General features: G+C 60.3%; 23 protein-coding genes and 1 tRNA gene. 3 read left to right on the top strand and 21 right to left on the bottom strand.

Features of this window, described 5'->3' with window-relative positions:
* Positions 1-30: 30 nt before the first annotated feature.
* Both AC1DYF_RS24875 and AC1DYF_RS24870 read right to left on the bottom strand, forming a co-directional pair.
* On the bottom strand, positions 31-444 hold the full coding sequence (locus tag AC1DYF_RS24875; protein WP_477879520.1) for a hypothetical protein: 414 nt from the start codon (positions 442-444) through the stop codon (positions 31-33).
* A gap of 34 nt (positions 445-478) precedes the next feature.
* Positions 479-940: an Lrp/AsnC family transcriptional regulator gene (locus tag AC1DYF_RS24870; protein ID WP_477879518.1), complete on the bottom strand. Its 462-nt coding sequence runs from the start codon at positions 938-940 to the stop codon at positions 479-481.
* 154 nt (positions 941-1094) lie between these two features.
* Here AC1DYF_RS24870 and ald point away from each other — a divergent pair, with 154 nt between their 5' ends.
* Entirely contained in the window at positions 1095-2210 is a 1116-nt protein-coding gene (gene ald / locus AC1DYF_RS24865; RefSeq protein ID WP_477879517.1) for an alanine dehydrogenase, read from the top strand.
* A 57-nt stretch (positions 2211-2267) separates the two neighbouring features.
* On the opposite strand, the gene AC1DYF_RS24860 is transcribed toward ald, so the two are convergent.
* The 7 genes from AC1DYF_RS24860 to AC1DYF_RS24830 form a co-directional block, all read right to left on the bottom strand.
* A complete protein-coding gene (locus AC1DYF_RS24860) occupies positions 2268-2741 on the bottom strand; it encodes a DUF1203 domain-containing protein (protein WP_477879515.1) in 474 nt (157 codons plus the stop codon).
* Between the two features lie 161 nt (positions 2742-2902).
* Positions 2903-3469 (bottom strand): GNAT family N-acetyltransferase, encoded by a 567-nt coding sequence (locus AC1DYF_RS24855; protein ID WP_477879513.1) that lies wholly within the window; start codon positions 3467-3469, stop codon positions 2903-2905.
* A 2-nt stretch (positions 3470-3471) separates the two neighbouring features.
* Positions 3472-4320 (bottom strand): 3-mercaptopyruvate sulfurtransferase, encoded by an 849-nt coding sequence (gene sseA, locus AC1DYF_RS24850; RefSeq protein ID WP_477879511.1) that lies wholly within the window; start codon positions 4318-4320, stop codon positions 3472-3474.
* A gap of 30 nt (positions 4321-4350) precedes the next feature.
* Positions 4351-5082, bottom strand: coding sequence for an alanyl-tRNA editing protein (locus tag AC1DYF_RS24845; protein WP_477879509.1), 732 nt, complete (start codon positions 5080-5082; stop codon positions 4351-4353).
* 15 nt (positions 5083-5097) lie between these two features.
* A complete protein-coding gene (locus tag AC1DYF_RS24840; protein WP_477879507.1) occupies positions 5098-6135 on the bottom strand; it encodes a cysteine synthase A in 1038 nt (345 codons plus the stop codon).
* A gap of 329 nt (positions 6136-6464) precedes the next feature.
* Entirely contained in the window at positions 6465-6791 is a 327-nt protein-coding gene (locus AC1DYF_RS24835) for a hypothetical protein (protein ID WP_477879506.1), read from the bottom strand.
* A gap of 312 nt (positions 6792-7103) precedes the next feature.
* Positions 7104-7670: a dual specificity protein phosphatase family protein gene (locus AC1DYF_RS24830; protein ID WP_477879504.1), complete on the bottom strand. Its 567-nt coding sequence runs from the start codon at positions 7668-7670 to the stop codon at positions 7104-7106.
* Between the two features lie 254 nt (positions 7671-7924).
* On the opposite strand from AC1DYF_RS24830, the gene AC1DYF_RS24825 reads away from it, so the two are divergent.
* Together AC1DYF_RS24825 and AC1DYF_RS24820 are read left to right on the top strand one after the other, a co-directional pair.
* Positions 7925-9823, top strand: coding sequence for a CASTOR/POLLUX-related putative ion channel (locus AC1DYF_RS24825; protein WP_477879502.1), 1899 nt, complete (start codon positions 7925-7927; stop codon positions 9821-9823).
* A gap of 119 nt (positions 9824-9942) precedes the next feature.
* Positions 9943-10018: transfer RNA gene (locus AC1DYF_RS24820), tRNA-Val, on the top strand.
* Positions 10019-10176: 158 nt separating this feature from the next.
* Here AC1DYF_RS24820 and AC1DYF_RS24815 read toward each other — a convergent pair.
* The 12 genes from AC1DYF_RS24815 to gspD are packed head-to-tail and all read right to left on the bottom strand — an operon-like array spanning position 10177 to position 20527.
* Complete coding sequence (locus tag AC1DYF_RS24815; RefSeq protein ID WP_477879500.1) at positions 10177-10767, bottom strand: type II secretion system protein GspJ; 591 nt, start codon at positions 10765-10767, stop codon at positions 10177-10179.
* On the bottom strand, positions 10760-11146 hold the full coding sequence (locus tag AC1DYF_RS24810; RefSeq protein WP_477879498.1) for a type II secretion system protein: 387 nt from the start codon (positions 11144-11146) through the stop codon (positions 10760-10762). Before AC1DYF_RS24810 ends, AC1DYF_RS24815 begins: the two co-directional genes overlap by 8 nt.
* Entirely contained in the window at positions 11139-11606 is a 468-nt protein-coding gene (locus tag AC1DYF_RS24805) for a prepilin-type N-terminal cleavage/methylation domain-containing protein (RefSeq protein ID WP_477879496.1), read from the bottom strand. The genes AC1DYF_RS24810 and AC1DYF_RS24805 overlap by 8 nt, the downstream gene beginning before the upstream one ends.
* Positions 11603-12814 (bottom strand): type II secretion system F family protein, encoded by a 1212-nt coding sequence (locus tag AC1DYF_RS24800; RefSeq protein ID WP_477879494.1) that lies wholly within the window; start codon positions 12812-12814, stop codon positions 11603-11605. The genes AC1DYF_RS24805 and AC1DYF_RS24800 overlap by 4 nt, the downstream gene beginning before the upstream one ends.
* Complete coding sequence (locus tag AC1DYF_RS24795; protein ID WP_477879493.1) at positions 12811-14445, bottom strand: GspE/PulE family protein; 1635 nt, start codon at positions 14443-14445, stop codon at positions 12811-12813. Before AC1DYF_RS24795 ends, AC1DYF_RS24800 begins: the two co-directional genes overlap by 4 nt.
* Positions 14438-15355, bottom strand: coding sequence for a hypothetical protein (locus tag AC1DYF_RS24790; RefSeq protein WP_477879491.1), 918 nt, complete (start codon positions 15353-15355; stop codon positions 14438-14440). Before AC1DYF_RS24790 ends, AC1DYF_RS24795 begins: the two co-directional genes overlap by 8 nt.
* On the bottom strand, positions 15318-15842 hold the full coding sequence (locus AC1DYF_RS24785; RefSeq protein WP_477879490.1) for a hypothetical protein: 525 nt from the start codon (positions 15840-15842) through the stop codon (positions 15318-15320). The genes AC1DYF_RS24790 and AC1DYF_RS24785 overlap by 38 nt, the downstream gene beginning before the upstream one ends.
* The gene (gene gspM, locus AC1DYF_RS24780) at positions 15842-16426 is read right to left on the bottom strand and encodes a type II secretion system protein GspM (protein WP_477879489.1); all 585 of its coding nucleotides are present in this window, start codon (positions 16424-16426) and stop codon (positions 15842-15844) included. Before gspM ends, AC1DYF_RS24785 begins: the two co-directional genes overlap by 1 nt.
* On the bottom strand, positions 16416-17471 hold the full coding sequence (locus AC1DYF_RS24775) for a PilN domain-containing protein (protein ID WP_477879487.1): 1056 nt from the start codon (positions 17469-17471) through the stop codon (positions 16416-16418). The genes gspM and AC1DYF_RS24775 overlap by 11 nt, the downstream gene beginning before the upstream one ends.
* Positions 17468-17935 (bottom strand): type II secretion system major pseudopilin GspG, encoded by a 468-nt coding sequence (gene gspG, locus AC1DYF_RS24770; RefSeq protein WP_477879485.1) that lies wholly within the window; start codon positions 17933-17935, stop codon positions 17468-17470. The genes AC1DYF_RS24775 and gspG overlap by 4 nt, the downstream gene beginning before the upstream one ends.
* Complete coding sequence (locus AC1DYF_RS24765; protein WP_477879483.1) at positions 17913-18410, bottom strand: prepilin peptidase; 498 nt, start codon at positions 18408-18410, stop codon at positions 17913-17915. Before AC1DYF_RS24765 ends, gspG begins: the two co-directional genes overlap by 23 nt.
* Positions 18410-20527: a type II secretion system secretin GspD gene (gspD, locus tag AC1DYF_RS24760; protein ID WP_477879481.1), complete on the bottom strand. Its 2118-nt coding sequence runs from the start codon at positions 20525-20527 to the stop codon at positions 18410-18412. Before gspD ends, AC1DYF_RS24765 begins: the two co-directional genes overlap by 1 nt.
* Positions 20528-21404 lie beyond the last annotated feature (877 nt).

Raw genomic sequence — 21404 nt, 5'->3', positions numbered from 1 at the left:
CCTGCTTCAGAAAAGCGGGGAGTTTGCGAGCTACCTGCGAACATGGAGCCAGATCAATTCGATGGCCGAAAGAAGGCCGGTTGCCATGAATATATTGGCGGACACGCTTCCCCTGACAAAGCCGGTGCTGACAAGGTCGCCGCAATCGCTCGCCACGGCGACGAAAAGCAGCCCGAAGCCGAATATGCCGAAGAACACGGCCAATTCCAGGAATGACGGCCGGCTGGTAAAGAAGATCAAGCGCAAAGCCAGAGGCACGATCATGAAAACGAAGTACATCATCGTCACCTCATCATCGCTGCCGCTGGACATGAGATCTGCGCATCTGAACAGGTGGCCGCCTGAATAGGAATAGAATCCATCTGAACCGGCGAGAAGGAGGGCGCTAAGCACATTTGCCGCGACGAGCATGACATAGGCGAGGTCGAGATGATCGTCTCTCAAGGAATGGATGCTTTCCAACAGTTGTACAGTGAGCCTACACCACCACATTCGGCCGGTCGATGATCTCCCTGAGTGCAAAGCTCGAATTGATCTTCACCACGTGCGGCAGTGCGGACAGCCAGTCGCGGTGGATGCGCTCGTAGTCCTCCAGATCCTTGCAGGCGACGCGCAGGATATAGTCATATTCGCCCGACATCAGATAGCAGACGAGCACGTTCGGCACTCGCTTCACCGCCGCTTCGAATTCGCTCAGCGTCTTGGCGAACTGGCCCGACAACGAGATATGCACGATGACGATCATCTTGTAGTCGAGTGCTTTGGCCGACACCTGGGCGTAATATCCGCTGATCACGCCGGATTTTTCCAGGATGTCGAGCCTTCGCGAACAGGCCGACGCCGATAGCCCGACCTTTTCGGCAAGGTCGGCATTGGAGATTCTGCCGTTCTGCTGCAATACCCGCAGCATGGAAAGATCGATATGATCCAGGTTCTCCATTCGTGGAACCTTCGAAAAATACTCGTTTGAACGAAAGATTATTCGAAAATTGCCCCGATGGCAAATCCGCTTTGCAAGGACATTTCACGGCTTTTGCGCTCTAATCACGGGCATCAACAACCGCCCGTCAAACCGATCAAAACAGGGGAATACCATGCGCGTCGGCTGCCCGAAGGAAATCAAGAACCATGAATACCGCGTCGGCCTGACGCCGGCCTCCGTCCGCGAATATGTCGCGCATGGCCATTCCGTGCTGGTCGAGACCAATGCCGGCGCCGGCATCGGTGCCGCCGATGCGGATTATGTCGCCGCCGGCGCCAAGATTGCCGGTACGGCTGCGGAAGTCTTCCAGAGCGCCGACATGATCGTCAAGGTCAAGGAGCCGCAGCCGTCCGAATGGGTGCAGCTGCGCGAAGGCCAGATTCTTTATACCTACCTGCACCTGGCTCCGGATGCGGAACAGACCAAGGGCCTGCTCGCCTCCGGCGTCACCGGCGTTGCCTATGAGACGGTCACCGACGACCGCGGCGGCCTGCCGCTGCTCGCACCGATGTCGGAAGTCGCAGGCCGCCTGTCGATCCAGGCGGGCGCCGTGGCGCTACAGAAGGCCTATGGCGGCCGTGGCGTGCTGCTCGGCGGCGTGCCTGGCGTGCTGCCGGGCAAGGTCGTCGTCATCGGCGGCGGCGTGGTTGGCCTGCATGCCGCCCGCATGGCCGTCGGTCTCGGTGCCGACGTCACCATTCTCGACCGTTCGCTGCCGCGTCTGCGCCAGCTCGACGATATCTTCCAGGGCCGTATCCACACCCGCTTCTCGTCGATCGACGCGCTTGAAAACGAAGTCTTCTCGGCTGACGTGGTCATCGGCGCCGTGCTGATCCCCGGCGCCGCCGCGCCGAAGCTGGTCACGCGCAAGATGCTGGGCGGCATGAAGAAGGGTGCCGTCATCGTCGACGTCGCCATCGACCAGGGCGGCTGCTTCGAAACCTCGCATGCCACCACCCATTCCGACCCGACCTATGAAGTCGACGGCATCATCCACTATTGCGTCGCCAACATGCCGGGCGCTGTGCCGGTGACGTCCGCGCATGCGCTCAACAATGCCACGATCCAGCACGGCCTGGCACTGGCCGACAAGGGCATCCAGGCGATCCTCGCCGACAAGCACCTGCGCAATGGCCTCAATGTCCACAAGGGCAAAATCACCAACGCGCCCGTCGCCGAGGCGCTCGGCTACGAAATGTATGCTCCGGAAGCCGCACTCGCAGCCTGAGCCTGACAATTTTGAGCACAACGGGCCGGTCCGATCCGTCGGGCCGGCTCTTTTGATTCAGGCGCGATCAATGCGGCACTGATAACAATTGTTGCGCGCCGAGCGGACATGCACATAGGCGATGTCGTCGCGCCTCAGCAGCCCCTCTGCATATTTGGCAATGTCCTCCTTGAGGACGACGGCACCGGTGCCGTAGACGATGCGGTTGTTGTCGCCATAGCCGCGCAGAATGAAATCCTTGCTCGTCTGCAGCACGGCCGGTTGCACCTCTTCGGCCTGATAGCGCCGGCAGGGCCGGGCGTGAAGGAAGATCGGGCCGGTCTCGGCATAGGGCTGCAGTTCCGGGAAGGGACGATAGGCGAAGACATAGAGTTCTTCGCCTTCATTCACATTGGCAAGGCAATGCCGGCAGGGATGGCCGGGGCCATCCGAAATCATTTTCTCGGCCGAAAAGCCGTAGGAGTCCTTGCCGCCGGCCCAGATGGCTTCGGCGTCTTCTGTCGGCATTGCATGAAACAGGATGTCGGTCATGGCAAATCTCCTCGATTGGATTTGCCCGACTATCCGATCATATGGCGGCGGCTGCCACCCGAAACCTGCCAGGGGACAGTTTTGCCCGAGCGCTCGGCATATGTGCCTTGATCATCACCGGGCTTGCCCGCAGGTGAGTGGCTTCAGCAGCCCAACGACTGTCAGGCGCCGTAAATCTTGAGAATTTCCTCATCGCTGAGCGGCCGCACAAGCGCATCCGACGTCGAGACCGGATTAAAGCCGAACATCTGATAGAGCTGCAGAGCCCGCGGATGGTCGAGATTGTTGGTGCTCACCGTCACCTGCTTCGGCTCGAAAGCCCAGGCCGCATAGAGCGCCTGCAAAAGCAGCCATTTACCGACCCCCATGCCGAGCGCATGTTCGATCAGCCCGAAATGGCTGAGTTCCACGACCTCTTCGGTTGCGTGGAAAAGCTCGTAAAAGCCGGCCGGTGCGCCGTTGACATAGAGCACCGTGACGTGATTACGGCGGTCGCGCAAGACGCGCGTCAGCTCCTCGTCGCTCATACGCAGCCGATCGACCCAATGCCAGCGCCGTCCGACCTCGGTATAGAGGAAACGGTAGAAGGGCAGGGGAATATCCTGCACCCGCATCAGTGCGGTGGTGAGGTTGACGGGCAGCGGCAGGCTCCTCGTCGGCGGCGCGGTCATTTCCAGCCGGGTGATATGGGCTTTGAGCGCACGTGGCTTTTTCGAAAGAGTCGCCATCGTCAATCCTTGACGACGGCAGTGTCGTTGCGTCCGCCCCATTCCGACCACGAGCCGTCATAGAGCGTATTGTCGGTATGGCCGAGGGAGGTGAGCGCCAGTGTGATCACCGCCGCCGTCACCCCTGAACCACAGCTGGTGACCACCGGCTTCGAGAGATCGACGCCGGCCTCCGTGATCATCTGCCGGAGTTCCGGCAGGGATTTGAACGTTCCGTTCGCGGAAAAGCTCGTTGCCGGCAGGCTTTTCGCGCCCGGCATATGACCGGAGCGCAGGCCGGCGCGCGGCTCGGGATCGGTGCCGGCAAAACGGCCAGCGCTGCGGGCATCGACGATCTGGCGCGTGCCGCGCGCCACGATGTCCTTCATCGCCTCGAGCGACGTGACCTTCGACGTATCGACATGCACATGGAACGTCGCCGGCGTCGGTTCCGGCAGGTCGGTTTCGAGCGGCCGTCCTTCCTTGTTCCAGCCGTCGAGACCGCCATCCATGACATAGACCTGTTTCGCGCCCATCAGCCGAAAGAGCCACCAGACGCGCGGTGCGGTGGCAATGCCCGGACCGTCATGGACGACGATCGTATCGGTGTCGGCAATACCCATCTTGCCGACTTCGGCGGCGAACATGTCCGGCGTCGGAACAGTGTGCGGCAGGCTGCTCGTATGATCGGCGATCCCATCCTGGTCGAAGAACACGGCGCCGGGGATATGGCCGGCCGCATATTCCTCCGCGCCATTGCGCTGCTGCGCCGGCAGATACCAGGCGGCGTCGACGACGCGGAAATTCGGCGCGCCGAGATTCTTCTCCACCCAGTCTGCGGATACCACGAAGGGGCTCTTGTCCTCGGCCATGTTCAGTCTCCGGTCATGCCAATAATTGGGTCAGGCTTCGGGCTTGCCGAACTTTATACGGAAGCGCCGATTTTCCTTACCCTTTTTCTCGATCTTGGCGATGTGGATATCGCCGACTTCCTGCGTTTCCGACACATGCGTGCCGCCGCAGGGCTGGCTGTCGATCGAGGCATTCTCGCCGATGCAGATCAGGCTGACGCGGCCGAGCCCCATCGGCGGACGGACATTCTTGGATTTGACGATGCCGGGATTGGCGGCAAGCTCGGCATCGGTGATCCACTGCGTGTAGATCGGATGGTTGGCGCGAACGATCTCCATCATCTTCGCCGTCACCTCGTCCTTGTCGATCGTCTCGGACATGTCGAAATCGACACGGCTGTCATCTTCGCCGACGGCCGCGCCGGTGATCGGATAGGAGCAGACGACGGAAAGGATGTGGCAGGCCGTGTGCATGCGCATCAGCTTGTAGCGGCGCGGCCAGTCGACATGCAGCACCAGCGTCTCGCCGACGGAGGGCGAGGGCTGGCCTTCGAGCGGCATGTGCAGGATGACGCTCTTGTCCTCGCCATTGACGGTGGCGCCAAGTTCGATACGTGAGCCATCGGCGCGTTCGAGGAAGCCGCTGTCGCCGGGCTGGCCGCCCGACATGGCGTAAAAGCAGGTCTGGTCGAGTTCGATCGCGCCGTTGTCGCGGACTGTCGTGACCGTCCCCTCCGCCGTCGCCAGATAGAAATCGTCACGAAAGAGGGGCAGGGTCGACATGCATGGTCTCGCGGGTTAAGCGGCCTCGTAGGGCGGCTTGATCGTCGATTTGCGCGCCATCCATTCGGGGATCGGCAACCCCTTGGCGGCGAGGAATTCCGGGTTGAACAGTTTTGACTGATAGCGATTGCCATAGTCGCAGAGCACGGTCACGATCGTATGGCCCGGTCCTAAGTCTTTTGCAAGCCGGATCGCGCCGGCAATGTTGATGCCGGTCGAGCCGCCGAGGCACAGCCCCTCTTTCTCGACCAGATCGAAGATCAGCGGCAGCGCCTCGGCATCGGGAATCTGGTACTGGTAGTCAGGTTTGAAACCTTCGAGATTGGCGGTGATCCGGCCCTGGCCGATACCCTCGGTGATCGAATTGCCTGCCGATTTCAGCTCGCCATGCGCATAGAATTCATAGAGTGCCGCGCCCTCGGGATCGGCAAGGCCGATCTTGATCCCCGGATTGAAGCTACGCAGGCCCTCCGCCACGCCGGCCAGCGTGCCGCCGGAGCCGACGGCGCAGATGAAGCCGTCGACCTTGCCGCCAGTATCCTTCCAGATCTCCGGTGCCGTGGTCTCGATATGCGCCTGGCGGTTGGCGACATTGTCGAACTGGTTGGCCCAAATGGCGCCGTTCGGCTCGGTCCGGGCGAGCTCGGCGGCGAGCCGGCCAGACAGCTTCACGTAATTGTTGGGATTCTTGTAGGCGACGGCCGGGACTTCGACCAGTTCGGCGCCGAGCAGCTTCAGCGCGTCCTTTTTTTCCTGGCTCTGGGTCTCAGGGATGACGATGACGGTGCGATAGCCGAGCGAACAGGCGACCATGGCAAGGCCGATGCCGGTATTGCCGGCCGTACCTTCGACGATCACGCCGCCGGGTTTCAGCAGGCCGCGGCGCTCCGCATCACGGATGATATAGAGCGCGGCACGATCCTTGACCGACTGGCCCGGATTGAGGAATTCCGCTTTGCCGAGGATGGTGCAGCCGGTCGCCTCCGACGCGCCCTTCAGCTTGATGAGCGGGGTGTTGCCAATGGCTTCGAGGACATTTGCATGCGCTGACATGGATTCTCGCCTATGTTTCCGGTCTTGAAAGTAAGCTCCGTGTTTCTCATCGGCAAGCCGGTAAAGGCAAGGAAATTCATGCCGGGGGATGGGTTTGGCGAAGAAGATAATTCCAGCGAGGGGTGGGGGAGACGATGATGAGGCGGTTTGCAGGTGAATGAGGCGGGCGAGAATTACTCCACCAACTTCGACCAAGGGTTCGCTTAAGCTCACCCGGTCTTCGTATCCTCGAAGACATGGATGCAGACATAGGATTTCTGGTTGCCGGCTATCGGCATGCCTGTCTTGCGCACTTCACAGGAAGATGGGTTTGCAGGCGCCGAAAGGTATCATAGCAGATCGTGATCAGGTCCCATCAACGACGTGTTCAATCTTATTCCACACCAGGGGCAGTGGCCGATCACGTTCCCTTCGCCATTGGCCGGATCGACTGTAATCGAATATACATTGTGCTGCTTGACGATGATCTTGTTGAGCTTGTCGCTGCTGGCATAGGCGAGGTGAACGCAATCGAAGTCGTTGACGTCGACCTCCCCGCTGATTTCGAGATACCAGTAGAGGTCTGACTTCAGGTCGCTGTCTTGCAACAGTGCGTCGATGATAGTGTCGGGTATCAGAGGAACGAGTGAGTGTTGTTCCGTCTGGATGAAACGCATCACCTTCTCCGCCGGGTACAATTTTGCGTAGGGTAGTACATCGGAAAGCCTGAGATTTTTCATGGTGTCCGGTATCTGTGATCATCGCCTTGCATCGGTCCGGCACTTCTAGCCAATCGGCAGAAGAGAACAAGCGGGGTGATTGCATGAGGCGGGGCAGATTTACCCCTCACCAGCTTCGACCAGGGGTTCGCTGAAGCTCACCCAGTCTTCGTATCCTCTCCTACAGGGGGGCGAGGAAGGGAGCGCGTTGCGCCTTCACGACCAACGCGCCGCCGATTTCGTGGCACGGCCGATGCACTAGGTTTTTCCTCACGACCCGGCGGCAAGCGACTTTTCCAGCCGCTCCCAATTGCGATCCATGGCGATTGCTTCGGAGATGTAAGGGATGCCGATATGGCCGTAGCGGAAGGAAATCTGCTTTTCGGACTCCGATTCGCTGCGCCCGGCGATCTTGTAGAGATAGATCGCCGACACCAGTCCGGTGCGGTCGGAGCCGGATTTGCAATGCACGAGGATGGGCTTCGGCGCATCGTGCAGGATCTCGATCAGTTTCTCGACCTGGGCATCGGTGAGTTCCTTGCGGGCCGACATCTTGAAATCGACGAACTTGACGCCGAGCTTTTGTGCCTCCGCCACCTCGTCGCGGTACCATTGATCGCCGGTGTTCAGTCCGCGCAGGTTGAGCACCGTCTTGATGCCGTATTTGTTGACATAGCGGTCGAGGTTGGACGGTGTCGGCTGGGCGGAGCGGTAATATTCTCCCGGGATGACTTCATCGAAATTGCCGAACAGCTGCAGTGTCGACAGGAAGAACGCGATAGCCGCCACCGGCACGAGCACGATGATCCCGATGGCAATGGCCCAGCGGTATTCCACAATCAATCCCCACATCTATCCGTTCAATCCTTCGCGCGGGCGATCAGCGATCGCCGACCGGGTAGCCACAACCTTCTCGGAAAATTCCGGCGCCAGCCGCAGCAACGCGCATCTTCCTGCGAATATCACATCCTTTTGACGGCACTGCGACATTCACGACAATGAAAATCGCAACTAACAGATTTTATGCACTTTGAAAATGCTCTATTGGCGGATCGGCCGCATATCGCGAATCCGGTCGATCGAGGAACCAAATGAAATCCAAACACAGTCTCGGTGCCAAGTTGCGCTACCTGTTCGACCGCACCATGGGCGCGGGCACCGGCGCGCTGATCGGCTGGCTCGGCATAATCTCGCTTGCCATCATCGTCGTTTTCGGCGGCTTCATCTCGATTTCCGGCGTCACGCAGCAGGGCGGGGACAAGCTGGGTTTCGGCGAGGCGACCTGGGAAGCGCTGATGCGCACGCTCGACTCCGGCACGATGGGCGGCGACACGGGCTGGGACTTCCGCTTCGTCATGCTCCTGGTGACGCTCTCCGGCATCTTCGTCGTTTCGACCCTGATCGGTATTCTCAGTTCCGGCATCGAGGCCAAGCTTGACGAATTGCGCAAGGGCCGCTCGATGGTGCTCGAACATGACCACACCATCATCCTCAACTGGTCGCCCTCGATCTTCGACGTCATCTCCGAACTGGTCATCGCCAATGAGAGCCGGCGCCGTCCGCGCATCGTCGTGATGGCCAATCGCGACAAGGTGGAGATGGAGGACGAAATCGCCGGCAAGATCACCGATCTCAAGAACACCAAGATCATCTGCCGCAGTGGCGATCCCACCGACCTCTACGACCTCGCTATCGTCAACCCGCATGAATCGCGCTCGATCATCATTCTGTCGCCGGATGCCGACGACCCCGATTCCAGCACCATCAAGACCATCCTGGCGCTGACCCAGGCGCCGAACCGGCGCAAGGAGAAATACCGCATCGCCGCCGAAATCCGCGACACCGACAATGCCGAGCTCGCGCGCATCGTCGGTGGCGACGAGGCGCAACTGGTGCTCGCCGACGACCTGATCTCGCGCATCATCGTGCATTCGAGCCGCCAGCCGGGTCTCAGCGCTGTCTATACCGAGCTGCTCGATTTTGACGGTTCGGAAATCTACGCCGTCGAGGAGCCGGCCGTTGTTGGAAAATCCTTCGCCGCGGCGACCATGTTCTACGAGAGCTCGACCGTGATCGGCGTGGTCGACACGGCCGGCAAGGTCGAACTCAACTCCGCCAACGACCGGCGGATCGTCGAGGGCGAGCGGCTGGTGCTGATCGCCGAGGACGATGACAAGATCAAGGTAAAACCTTTCCAGGGCAAATTCGATCGCACCGCCATCCGCCCGGCAGTGGAAAAGCCGGTCAAGCCCGAGCATACGCTGCTGCTCGGCTGGAACCGGCGCGCGCCGCTGGTCGCGGCAGAGCTTTCACGCTTCGTGGCGCCCGGCTCGCTGCTGACCGTCGTCGCCGATGCCGGGGCGTTCGCCAGGCAGGCGGCCGAGATCAAGCTTTCGGACGACAGGCTGCGCCTCGACATCAGGCACGGCGATTCGTCCTCGCGCAGCGTCATCCGCTCGCTCGACCCGCTGGACTACGATCATATCCTGGTCCTCGGCTATCATGAGGACCTGGCGCCGCAGGCTGCCGACACGCGCACGCTGGTGACGCTTCTGCATCTGCGCCAGGTCGCCGAGGAATCGAGCCGCCATGCGAATGTGGTCAGCGAGATGATCGACGTGCGCAACCGCGAACTGGCCGAAGTGAGCCGCGCCGACGATTTCGTCGTCAGCAATAAGCTCGTCAGCCTGATGCTCGCCCAGGCATCGGAAAACCCATATATGGAGCAGATCTTCGCCAGCCTGCTCGACGAGCAGGGCGCCGAGCTTTATCTCAGAACCGCGAGCGATTACGTGGCGCTCGACACCGAGGTGGATTTCTACACGGTGGCGCTGGCTGCACTGGAACGCAACGAAATCGCCATCGGCTACCGCAAGAACGGCATCGAGGAAGACCATCGCCGGCTGGGCGGAATACGCATCAATCCGGTGAAATCCGCAAGATTGAGCTTCGGCCCCGGCGACTGCATCGTCGTGGTCGCAACGGGCTGAGAAGCCGCCACGCTCGACCGCCCGGCGTCCACGCCTTGAACTCCAGGTGTGGACACCCACGATTATGCGCTTGCGCTTTCAGGCCGAACCGACTAGGAGAGCCGCACCGCACACGGCGCGGGCGATTAGCTCAGTTGGTAGAGCGCTTCGTTTACACCGAAGATGTCGGCGGTTCGAGTCCGTCATCGCCCACCAAGCTTTTTCTTGTCCGCCGTCGAGCTCGAGCGTCGCCGACGCGATGTCGGCGAAGATTTTCACCAAGCGTGCAGCTTGTCCTCCTCTCCCTTCGGAGACAATTGGATCATTCGACAGCCCAGACGATTTCACGTCGCCGACGGGGCCTATGCAATTCATCACTCGCCACGAAATGCAATCGTTCTTGTCTCCTCAACGCTGCCGATCGCCAATGTGATGCGGATCGCGCCAGGCAGTTTGCGGGGGACCGTCCAAGTCTCCTGCCACTCTGACCGGTCTGGGATATTGCGGTTCAAATACTCAAACCGGATCTGACTGATCCCATATAATTCGTCGTCAGTGGACGTCGTCGCGGACGGCTCACGCGCAAAGCGGCGCAGCGCTGTTTTGCGAACCAGCGCACCGGTTCCATTTGGCGAAGACCGCATTCCATAACTGACCTCGCGCAATCCTTCCGTCGCAAATCCGGTTCTGACGACGGCGAGAAAGCGAATGGATTGGGGATTGCCGATCATCGGCTGGAAAGTGTCACTGCCGGCAAGCGGCAATTCCAAGGCGGACCCTATGTCCTGGGCGACGACATCAGCCAGGCGGTCGACGGTCTTTTGTGCGTCGTTTTTCGCCTGGATCTGCCGCAGTGGGTGGAGCTGAGGGATGACCTCGGACATCAAAGCGGCAATCAATGCAGTCAATGCCAGTGCGACCAGCAATTCGAGCAAGGAATAGCCGTCATTCGCCGGACTATTCATGGGAGTGCTCGACATAGACGGAGCTGTAGCGATCGATCAGCCTGCCACTGCGATCCCTGAGGTCGAGATCGAAGCTGACCAGATTGCCGCCGCCGGCGCCAAAATGGCCCGAGAGGATTTTTCGTGCGATCGTCCAGCGAATTTCGCCGCTGATGCCAGATTCTTGTTCAGGCTGTTGCGGTGTTCGCACCAGTTTTTCGGCAACCAGCTGTTCGGCCAGGCCTCGCGCCGCTCTTGCCTCATCCGCCCGCCGATAGAGGCGGCCGGAGTAGGAGACGGAGAGCGCTGTGCTGGCGAGCACCATGGCCAGCATCAGGAACGCAATGATGACCTCGATCAGCGTAAAGCCATCGGTCGAGCCGTGCAGCCGTTCAGCCATTCGGAGGCACTTGCCGTGTCAGCCCGGTCAGCCAGTTCGTCTCGATCCTGCTCGACTGGCCTTTCGTGTCGGACAGAACGATGTCGACGCCGGAAGAGGTGCCATCGGGCAGAAACTGTACCTGCAGCTGCTCTTTGTCTGAAACGATTTCGCGACCAACGGTCACGACCAGCTTGAACGAGGCGGGCAGTTCTATTGGATCATCGAAGCTGCTGCTGACGATCTTGCTCTTCATGTCGATGATCGCCATTTCGGGTCGCGCCAGGGTCGTTGCCCGTTCTCTGACATCATTGAGCAGACGCGCAATCTGCATCCCCAGCTTGTCCGGCGAGGCGCGATTCCTGAGGATGGACAGGCTGGCGAAGCTCAATCCGAACACGACGGCCGTAATCGCGAGCACGATCAGGACTTCCAAAAGGGTGAAGCCGGCCTGTTTGTCGCTGACCCCGCCTGTCGTCATTTGAACGCCAGATCGTTGATATCGAGGATGGCGCTCATCACCGAGATGACCAGGCTGCCGATCACCAGGCCCATCGTGATGGTAATGGCCGGGGTGAGCACTTTCAGCAGCCGGTCGAGTTGGCGCGTCGTATCCCGCTCGATCAGATAGGCGGCGCGCTCGGCCATTTCCGGCAGCCGGTTGGCTTCCTCGCCGACACTCAGCAGCGCCAGGCTGGATTCATCGACAAGGCCGGAGGCTTTGAGGCTTGCGACAAAAGCAGCACCCTGAACGACCTTTTTCCGGACCTCCTGCAGCTTCGGATGATAGCTCTTGACCGGGCAAGCGGTGATGCTGAGCCCGAGCGCCTGGTTGATGGGCACGCCGTTTCCGGTCAACAGCGCCAGCGCTTGCAGATAGCGCGTCACCGCACGCTTGTGGATCGTCGTGCCCAGCAGCGGCACCTTCCGGAGCATATCGACCAGGATGCGGCCGCTTGCGGGATGGCGGCTGAAGCCGAGCAGGGCGATGGCGGCGACGATGGCTGCGATAAGAAGAAGATCGAGGTTTTGCGTGACCAGCGCGTTGACCGCGGCCAGGGCTGACAGGATGATCGGCTTTTTCGCCTCGGCATTGTCGAAAATCGGCATCAGCGCCGGAACGAGGTAGAAGGTGATGACGCCCAAAGCGACGCACATCGCCACGGCCAGGAAAACCGGATAGACTAGGGCTTCGATCAGCGCGGCCCGGCGCGCCTCCTGCTTCAGCAGGTCGTTGGCGATCGCGCTGACGACCTTGTCGAGGCGGCCTGAACTCTCGCCGCTTTCAAGCAGCGGCACGATATCCTCCGGCAGCGCCGGTATTTTCGCAAATGCCTCGGCAACCGCATGGCCGCCGCGCAGATGCGTCAGCACCGCGTTCAATATGTCCACTTCTTTTCGGTTGCGCGTTCCGGCGGCAACCGCGGTCAGCGCCGCATCGATGTTGAACCCCGCCGCCATCAGCACATCCAGGTCCTGGAACAGCCGGGTCAGCTTGATTTTGGTGGAGGATTCATAGCGCGGCAGCGAGAACCTGCTCGCCGGTCGACCCTCTTCGTCGAGCTGAAACGGCTGCATGCCGCGCCTGGCAAGCAGGCGCGCCGCCTCCGATCGGCTTTCGGCTTCGAGCTTGCCGTCCTCGATCGATCCGCCTGTTGCGGCATAGGCGCGGTAGCGGAAGGTCTTCACTGTTCAGCCCCCAGACTGACGGAACGGGCGACTTCCTGTGCCGAGGTGCGGTTGCTGGCGACAAGGCTCTTGCCGTAATCGGCCAGCGTCACCATGCCTTCCTTCTGGCCCTGGCGCAGGATATCCATTTCGCGCGCCTCGGTGCTCACCATGGCGGCAATGTCAGGGCTGACATTGAGGATTTCATAGGCCACCGTCCGGCCGGAAAACCGGGAGCCGCCGCAGGTCCGGCAACCCTGAGCGCGGGCCTCGTCGCCTTGGCAGCTGCCGCAATAGGTGCGGACGAGCCTCTGGCCGATAATGCCGCGGACGGTAGCGGCGATGAGATAGGGCTCGACGCCCATGTCGGTGAGCCGCGTCAGCGCTCCCGCGGCGCTGTTGGTGTGCAGCGTCGTCAGCACCAGGTGGCCGGTGAGCGCCGCCTGAATGGCAATCTGCGCAGTCTCCTTGTCGCGGATCTCGCCGACCAGGATGATGTCGGGATCCTGTCGCAGGATCGATCGCAGGGCCCTGGCAAAGTCGAGGCCCAAGGCGGCGTTGACCTGCAATTGGGTTATCCCGTCGATCCGATATTCGACCGGGTCCTCGACGGTAAAAATCTTGGTCTCGGTGCGGTTGAGCATCGAGACAAGTGAATAGAGGGTCGTGGTTTTGCCGCTGCCGGTGGGGCCGGTGATGATCAGGATGCCGTTGGGGGTTTTCGCCAGCGCGGTGATCTCGGCGCGCGCGGCCGGCTCATAGCCGAGTTCGGCGAGATCGAGGCTCATGCCGCGATTGTGCAGAAGTCTCAGTGCGATCGTCTCGCCATGGGCGCTCGGCACGATCGAAACACGGAAATCGACTTCATGGCCGCGAATGGAAAGCCGCATCCGGCCATCCTGCGGTATCCGCCTTTCGACGATATTGAGCTTCGACAGGATCTTGATGCGCGACGAAATGCCGGCCAGCAATTGCCGGGACGCCTGTTCGAGCGGTACGAGCAGCCCGTCCTTGCGCAGCCTGATCTGCACGTGATCGCTCAAAGGCTCGATATGGATATCGGTCGCGTTTTCCTCGAAGGCTCTTTGGGTGATCCGATTGACAAGGCTGACCACAGGGGCGGACAGCGCGATGTCCTGCAGACGATCGATATCTTCCTCCAGCGCTTCGTCCGGTGCGGCGGTGGCGATATCAGGCGCATCGCTGGCGAGAATGGATCTGGCCTCCGTGCAGAGGTTGACGATAGCCGATCGGGCAATGAGACGCGGCTCCAGCGCGGCATCGAAAAAATAGCTGACGATATCGCCGGTCGCGATATCGAACGGATTGGCAAAGGCGAGCTCCAGTTTTTCGTCGAACCGCAGGGGAAATATCCCGCGGTCGCCGGCATAGTCGATGCCGAGCCTGGCGAGCAGGGGGAGATAATCCTCCTGTTCCGGCGGGCCTGCCACCGGCATATCCAGGTATTTCGACAGATGCACGACCAGTTCGGCTTCCTTGAGCAGGCCGAGTTCGGTTGCGACGATGTCAAGTGGCTGGCCGGTGGAGCGGATGGCGCTTCTGGCGCGCTGGACGGCGTCTTCCGTGGCCGCTCCGGCGTCGAGCAGATAGGCATAAAAACCATCGATCGACTTCTCCTCCAGCTCATACATGGGCGGTGGCATCCCCTTCGAGCCCCAGAAGCGATCCGCAGAATTCGGTCCTGTATTCCCTTGCCGAAGGCTCCGTTGGGTCGCCATGGAGCACCTTGCTCGCCACTTCCCGCACATCGCCTTGCTCCGTCAGCCGCACATAGGTCTTGAGCAAGGCGTAGCGGATCCCGTTCGGTCGCGCGGCGTCGACCACGATGTCGAGGTAGCTGAAGCTCCCATTATCGGGCGAAACCTGATCCTTGATCTGCGGCGTCGCATCGATGATGTCACGAAGGCTCTTGGCGGCGGTGTTGTATTCGACATCGCCGGCGCGTCTGTAGATGGTGAAAAAGGGTTGGAGATCGATTGGGGCCAGTTTGAGCGCTTCAATGGCGTCGTTGACTTCCTCGACGCGCTCGAATGGCGCGTGCTTCAGGCTCGCAAGGCTCGATAGCGCCTCGGCTGCCTCCGGAGCGAGGCTGTTGTTGCTCCGGGACGCTTCGACGAATTGTTGCAGGATCTGCGCCTGCTGGTCCGACACGCCCGCGGCTTTGAACCCGGCGATCAGCAAGGCGCTGCTGGCATCGTTGAGGTCGATCTTGCCGTCATGATCCTGCAGGCGGAAGCGAATAGCCAGGTTCTGGAATTGGCAGCTGATCGAATCGTAATCGGCAAACTGGCGAAGAAAATTGCGGTCCGTCCCGAGGCGTGACGCAAAGGCCTCGGTCAATCCGGCAGCCAGAAATTCGATCTTGTAGCCTTCGTTGGCAGCGTCGGTTGCGCTGGCCGCCGTTCTTGACGTTTGCGCAAAGGTGGCGATCACCGGAATGAGGATAAAGCAGAACACCAAGACACCGACGAGGAAAAAGCCCTCGTTGCGCTTGTCGCCTGATCTATTCGGATTGGCGGGCGGCATAGAGTTCAACATCATAGCTACAGTCCGGGGCGCCTTTTTGCGAACAGGTGAAATGCGCGCTTGCCTTGTCGGCTCGGACAAGCACCCAACCATCGAATGCCGCGCCTTGCCTGATCCATCGAATTTCCTTGGTCTCCCGATTTTGCAGAAGCGCAGAGGCACTCGTTCCGAAAATATTGACGCCGAGCAGGCGGATGCGCCGGGGAGCGACCGGCACTTTTGGCGCGATGTTGTCGATGCTTCTCTGCGCCGCGACCTGCACCACCTTGGCGACGAAGGGACGACGCGACGCGTTGAACAGCGGTCGCGCCTCGTTCGCGGCGACGTCGTCGCCGGTGAGCGGTTGTTTCACGCCGCTGACTTTGGCCGGGACCACGGTGCGCTGAGAAGCATGCGCCACCTCCCGAATGGGCTGGGTGTCGAAATCCAGCAGGAAACTGGCATACACAGCGGCACCGACAACGGCCAGGACAACCAGTTTGAGCATAGCGAGCGCATTCATCAAGGGCCGGCCTTGTCCGACAGGCGCGTCACCCCGTGAAAGGCAATGCGCATCGTCACCCGAGGCTCCTGGTTCTCACCGGGTGCGGAACCGGATTGGATTTCGAGGTCATGAACGAACAGAACCGGCTTGGCTGTCTCGATGCGGAAGACGACGTTCTCAATCGACTTCCAATTGCCGTAGATATTGGCCGACAAGCCGATGGAAGCCGGGCCGCGATCGCTGCCGGCATCGCTTTCGATCGACTGCAATGCGGCGCCGGCATCCTGCGCCGCATTGCCCAGCCAGTTCTGCAGTTCGGCGCCGATGACCTCCCGGCTCTTGCCCTGAAGAAAGATATCACTGGTCACGGGTTCGGCAACGGCTGATTTGTCCAGGCCCTTTGCCGCTTCCGAGATCAGCAGCAGATTTCCGAGATAGAGCCGCCGTTCCCTGAGCTCCGAATAGGCGCCGGTCAGCGTGGAGACGGCGAAAGTGATCACGCATGCCAGCGCTACGGCGACCACCAGCAGGACAAGCGCCGCATAGAGCCGCTGCATTCCGGGGGTGCTGGCATAGAGGCGTGTCAGGACATCAGCCAGCATGGCGCAACTCCAGTTCCATGCTGAACTGCTCGCCCTTGCCCTCCGGCACTTTGATGACGGCGGTGGTGAAATGCGGGTTCTGGAACAGCGGGCTGGCGTCGATGATCGAGATCAGCCGCGCGGCCGATGCGGAGAAGCCGGACAGCTGAATTCTCTGGTCCCGGATGGTGAAATCAGTGAGATAGGTGTCATCGGGGATGATGCGCGTCAGTTCGGCCAAGATCCGCGTCGCCGAAATGTAATTCGTCACCTCGCGATTGAGGACTTGTACTTTCGAGACATAGGCGGCCTGCTTCTTGAATGCCGCGCGCGCCTTTGCCGCGGCCGGCTCTGCTGTCGCGATCCGGTCGTCGACCGCAGCCGCAGCACTTTGAACCGCGGCGAAGCTGTTCCAGAAGATCAGGCATGAAGCGGCAATCAAGCCGCCGATAAACAGCCGTTTGCGCAGCCAGGTAAACAGGCTGCCGGTTTCGCCATTGTAAAATTCGACCGCGTAGGGTTCGATCGGCTGGGCGAAAACCGCCCGGTCGAAAGATATCTCGCCCAGGCGATAGCGATGGGTGTTTATCGCGTCGATCAGCGGGTCGAGAATGTCCCGCTTGACCAGCACATATTCGGTGGCCTGGTTCCCGCCGCCGCGTGCGAAGAGGATATGGACGTCCTCGACCGAGAAAGGCGTGTTGGCCGCAATATCCAATTGTGCCATTTGGTAGGCGCGGGAGAGGGGCAGCCTGCGGCCCGAAAGTTGCCTGACGACGAAACGATCGCTGGCCAGTTGGACGTTCAATTTTCTCCGCCCGCCTCGTTTTCCCTGCAGCAAAGAGGCAATGGCGGCATCGGCCTGGCCGGCGCCGAACGGCGTCTTCGTCTCGCCGGCGAGGATGGCGCCACGGGTGACGACGATATCGGCCGGCCGGGCTTGTGTCATGGCAACCGGTGATCTGCGCGAACCGCCGAGCCAGATGCGAAGTTCCGCCGTCCACCAATCGAAGAGCTCGTTGATGGCCGAAGGTGGCACGGGCGATGATCGGCTGCCGAGGCTCACTTCGGAATATCCTCGTCGAGATCGGTGCCGCCTTCCTTGCCGTCGCGTCCAAGCGACCTGACGACCGCCTCATTGTCGCCGCTGGGGGCGACATAGACATATTTGTGGCCCCAGGGATCGAGCAATTCGTCGGCGCCTTTCAGATAGGGGCCATGCCAATTGGCGGCGTCGGCTGGCTGCTTCGCCAAAGCCGCAAGCCCGTCATCGGCCGACGGGAAACTGCCGACATCGAGCGAATAGAGTTCCAGCGCGCTCTGCAGGTTCTTAATCTGGACTTTTGCCGTCTCGACCTTGGCCGTCGACAGATAGTTCAGCACCCGCGGCGCCACGAGTGCCGCAACCAATCCGATGATCGCCAGCACGACCAGCAGTTCGACAAGCGTGAAGCCATCCGTCGGCCCGAGCGGGCGCGGGGGCTCGACCTGCTTCTGAGACCGACGGTCAGCCAATCGAAAACGCATCATAGAAACCATCCAAACCGATGTCGCTGACCCTCAGAATCCAACAGACCAGCAGGCTTAATCCGAGGAAGGGGCCAAAAGGAATTCTTTGCTTCAACGCCGCCGAACCGCCGAAGGCCGCGGCACATGCAACGGAAACCAAGGCGGTGAGGGAGGCTAGGCCGATGAACAGGGGTGCTGCGCCGATGGTGATCCAGGCCCCTGCGGCGCCTGCCATCTTCACGTCGCCAAATCCAAGGCCGATCCTGCCGGTTGCCAGGTGGTGGGCTTTGCGGATCAGCCAGAAGCACAAAAAGTAGAAGACGACGCTTGCCAAAGCTGCAAGCGGCGAGATCGCCAAGGCCTGAAAACCAAGGCCGACCGCGGTGAGCAGAACCAGAACCCAATCCGGGATCGTCCGCGTGCGAAAATCGACGATCGCGATGATCGCCAGCCCAAGCACGAGAATGAAGAGCTGGATGAGAAGTACTGCGCTCATCACTGCACCAGCCTTTTCAAATCCCGCTTGATCCGCTGCGCCGGCGTGTCGGACTTGCCGAAATCCATCTTGGCGCGGAATTCTTCCGTCACCTCGCGCGCTTCGTCGAGGCTGCGCACCACCCGCGGGCGGATGAAAATGATCAATTCCGTCCGCTCGATGCCATCGATCTTCGCCTTGAAGGCATTGCCCAGCACCGGCACGTCGCCAAGGATCGGCAGCTTCTTCTCCGCAAGCGATTTCTTCTCCTGGATCAGGCCGCCGAGCGCTAGGCTCTCGCCATCGTTGACGACGACGCGCGTGGTGATCTTGCGCTGCTGGATGGTCGGGGAGTCGATGCCCGACGTCGTCGTCTGCACGACATCGCTGACCTCCTGGTCGATATCGAGCATGACGCGGCCGGAATTGTTGATCCGTGGTGTCACCGACAGGATGATGCCGGTATCCTTCAGCTCCACCGAATTGACCACCGCCGATGCATTGGTGACGGTGCTCGTCGCCGTCTGGGTGACGATCGGCACCTGATCGCCGACCTGCAGCGTCGCCTGCTGGTTGTTGATCACCATCAGGTTGGGCGAGGAAATGACCTTGACTTTGGTCAGGCTCGAAATCGCGCTCAGCGCAGATTGGACATCGTTGGTCGTATGTGTCCAGGAAAAGCCGGGAAAGGACGGCGTCGGCACGCCATTGTCGGTATCGGTCAGGGCAAAACTGTTCTTGCCGTGCTCGAAATACCAGTTCATGCCATATTTCAGCTGGTCGTTCAGCGTCACTTCGGCGATCACGGCTTCGAGGAAAACTTGCGTCGGCACGACGTCGAGTTGCTGCAGGATCTGCTCGATGCGATGATATTCGCGCGCGGTTGTCGAAATCAGCAGTGCGTTGTTTTCGATGTCGGCGACAATCTTGGGTCCGGCAGCGTTCTGATCGCTCTGGGCGTCCGTCGGTTGCCCGGTGGTCGTCTGGGTTGCCGTCTGGGTGGTCTGGCCGGTCTGCGTCGGCTGTGCCGTATAGGCCGTCGGCGTCAGGTTGGGGGCGACATTGCTCGTCGTGGGCGTGGTGCTGCCATTGGTCAGCACCGATTGCAGCACGGCTGCCAGTTCCTGCGCCGGTCGGTTCTGGATTTGGTAGACGAACAGCTGTTCGTCATTGTTCTCGGCGACGCGGTCCAATTGCCGGATCCAGGCGGCGACCTTGGGCAGATAATCGCGCCGCGAGGTGATCGCCATCACCGAATTGAGCCGGTCGTTCGGAATGAATTTGATGATCTTGGTGCCGGAATCCAGCCCGAACACCGAATAGAGTTCRGTGACCAGCGCATCCGGCTTGGCGGTCTTCAGCGGATAAAGGCCGACGGACATGCCTTTCATGTAGTCGACATCGAAGACATTGACGGCATCCTGAATCGCGCCGAGCTCGCCGCTGTTGCCGGCGACGACGAGATAGTTGCGCTTGGTGTCGATCCGCACGATCGAGCCGCGCCGGGCGATCGGATCGAGAATGCCCTTCATCTCGTCGGCCGCGATATAGCGCAGCTGGATGACCTGCAGCCGCACGCCCGGCCCTGCGGCGCGCAGGCCGGAAACATCGATGGCTGGCGCCGATTTCAGCGCCTCGGTTTCCGGCACGATGTCGTAGCGGCCGTTGCGCTTGACGATCGCCGCATGATTGACGGCCAGCGACGTTTCGAGGATTTCGAGCAGCATGTCCTTCGACACCGGACTGCTGGTCTGCAGAGTGATCTGCCCCTGCACCCGCGGGTCGACCAGATAGTTATAGCCCATGATATCGCCGAGAATCTGCTTGGCCGCCTGGGCCACGGGCGCGCCGACGAGATTGAGCGTATACCCATCCTTGCCACCGGCATCGGTGACATGCGAAATCGCCACCGGCTCCGGATTGACGAACTGTCCCGTGCCGGGAACCATGAAGGCGGCCTGCGACGTCAGCCTGTCATCGTTGCGAACCACTTTCGTCCGCGGCGCGTCGGTATGGGCCAGCGCCGTGTTCTTGCCCACCCCATCCATCAACGCATTCCAACGGTCACCAGTGCCGTCGGAAGCGCAACCCTGCAGCAACGCAACCAGGAGAACAACAGGGTATTTTAGGTTACGCACAGAGACATCCCGCCACTACAGGGTTAACAACTTATTACTGCGGAGTGGCGTTGGAAACGTGTTTTCGATTTGGCAGCGTCTTGTTAACAAGAATGAGTTCTTAGGTGTGGCAGATTTGGCGTGCGTGTTAATTCTCGTGGGTTTCCACTCGATATCCAGACTTAACTCTTTCAATTAAGAGGGTGTCGTTTATCGTCTCACGCATAGGCAGATTGCGTTGCTCACGTGTCAAATGACCGACACGCCACTCTTTTTCTCCGTCCCACAGCCACCAAACGTTCGTCACTCCCGTAGCAGGATCGGCCACCCCCGCACGGAATAGTGGGAGGGGACCGACGTCGTCCGGGAGCGGCAAATGGTCGACAAGTGCGACAACACCTCTAGAAACCGCGGCGCCCAGTGGGAAAAACGCCAAAAATTGCGGCTTACTTGCGATAATAGCGTCAAATCTCAAAGGGCGTTTCTGGTAGAAACTCGGAAAAACTCTTAGTAGGGCCCCGTAATTGTGGTGCTTATGAGAGTATTGAGCGTAACAAAGTCCGTCTTCCGACGAAAACTCTACCACATCTCCTATTTTAGGTCTTTTTTTTATAGTCATTTCTCAGAATCCCGGGTATCCGACACTGTGTAGAATTTCCTGGCCTCGTGCGAGAGCTGCAGCGTATCCCGGATTCGCGGGATTGATGCTGTGATTCATATTCATGAGTTGCCCACCTATCCTAGCCCGAATATCTCACACTATGTTGGTGCATCGGGGCTGAGAATCTGAGAAAGTTGTTTTACCAGAACGACTTAACTCAGGTTCAAAGGAATCCCCGATGCCGGCAGAGTGTAGCGCGTGTAGCGCAAAATCATTCGAATTTGCCAGCATTGAATC

Source organism: Rhizobium sp. P2_G9, from assembly GCF_056403475.1.
The sequence above is the reverse complement of the archived record's forward strand: the minus strand, read 5'-3'. Positions and strand labels throughout refer to the sequence as shown.

Excerpts from the sequence above, each read along its gene's own strand:
- AC1DYF_RS24870 (WP_477879518.1), bottom strand. The coding sequence starts at position 940 with ATGGAGAACCTGGATCATATCGATCTTTCCATGCTGCGGGTATTGCAG.
- gspG (WP_477879485.1), bottom strand. The coding sequence starts at position 17,935 with ATGATGCGTTTTCGATTGGCTGACCGTCGGTCTCAGAAGCAGGTCGAG.
- AC1DYF_RS24840 (WP_477879507.1), bottom strand. The coding sequence starts at position 6,135 with ATGTCAGCGCATGCAAATGTCCTCGAAGCCATTGGCAACACCCCGCTC.
- ald (WP_477879517.1), top strand. The coding sequence starts at position 1,095 with ATGCGCGTCGGCTGCCCGAAGGAAATCAAGAACCATGAATACCGCGTC.
- AC1DYF_RS24835 (WP_477879506.1), bottom strand. The coding sequence starts at position 6,791 with ATGCGTTTCATCCAGACGGAACAACACTCACTCGTTCCTCTGATACCC.
- AC1DYF_RS24810 (WP_477879498.1), bottom strand. The coding sequence starts at position 11,146 with ATGGCTGAACGGCTGCACGGCTCGACCGATGGCTTTACGCTGATCGAG.
- AC1DYF_RS24795 (WP_477879493.1), bottom strand. The coding sequence starts at position 14,445 with ATGTATGAGCTGGAGGAGAAGTCGATCGATGGTTTTTATGCCTATCTG.
- gspM (WP_477879489.1), bottom strand. The coding sequence starts at position 16,426 with ATGCTGGCTGATGTCCTGACACGCCTCTATGCCAGCACCCCCGGAATG.
- AC1DYF_RS24765 (WP_477879483.1), bottom strand. The coding sequence starts at position 18,410 with ATGAGCGCAGTACTTCTCATCCAGCTCTTCATTCTCGTGCTTGGGCTG.
- AC1DYF_RS24855 (WP_477879513.1), bottom strand. The coding sequence starts at position 3,469 with ATGGCGACTCTTTCGAAAAAGCCACGTGCGCTCAAAGCCCATATCACC.
- AC1DYF_RS24785 (WP_477879490.1), bottom strand. The coding sequence starts at position 15,842 with ATGAATGCGCTCGCTATGCTCAAACTGGTTGTCCTGGCCGTTGTCGGT.
- AC1DYF_RS24860 (WP_477879515.1), bottom strand. The coding sequence starts at position 2,741 with ATGACCGACATCCTGTTTCATGCAATGCCGACAGAAGACGCCGAAGCC.
- sseA (WP_477879511.1), bottom strand. The coding sequence starts at position 4,320 with ATGGCCGAGGACAAGAGCCCCTTCGTGGTATCCGCAGACTGGGTGGAG.
- AC1DYF_RS24845 (WP_477879509.1), bottom strand. The coding sequence starts at position 5,082 with ATGTCGACCCTGCCCCTCTTTCGTGACGATTTCTATCTGGCGACGGCG.
- AC1DYF_RS24790 (WP_477879491.1), bottom strand. The coding sequence starts at position 15,355 with ATGATGTTGAACTCTATGCCGCCCGCCAATCCGAATAGATCAGGCGAC.
- AC1DYF_RS24805 (WP_477879496.1), bottom strand. The coding sequence starts at position 11,606 with ATGACGACAGGCGGGGTCAGCGACAAACAGGCCGGCTTCACCCTTTTG.
- AC1DYF_RS24815 (WP_477879500.1), bottom strand. The coding sequence starts at position 10,767 with ATGAATAGTCCGGCGAATGACGGCTATTCCTTGCTCGAATTGCTGGTC.
- AC1DYF_RS24825 (WP_477879502.1), top strand. The coding sequence starts at position 7,925 with ATGAAATCCAAACACAGTCTCGGTGCCAAGTTGCGCTACCTGTTCGAC.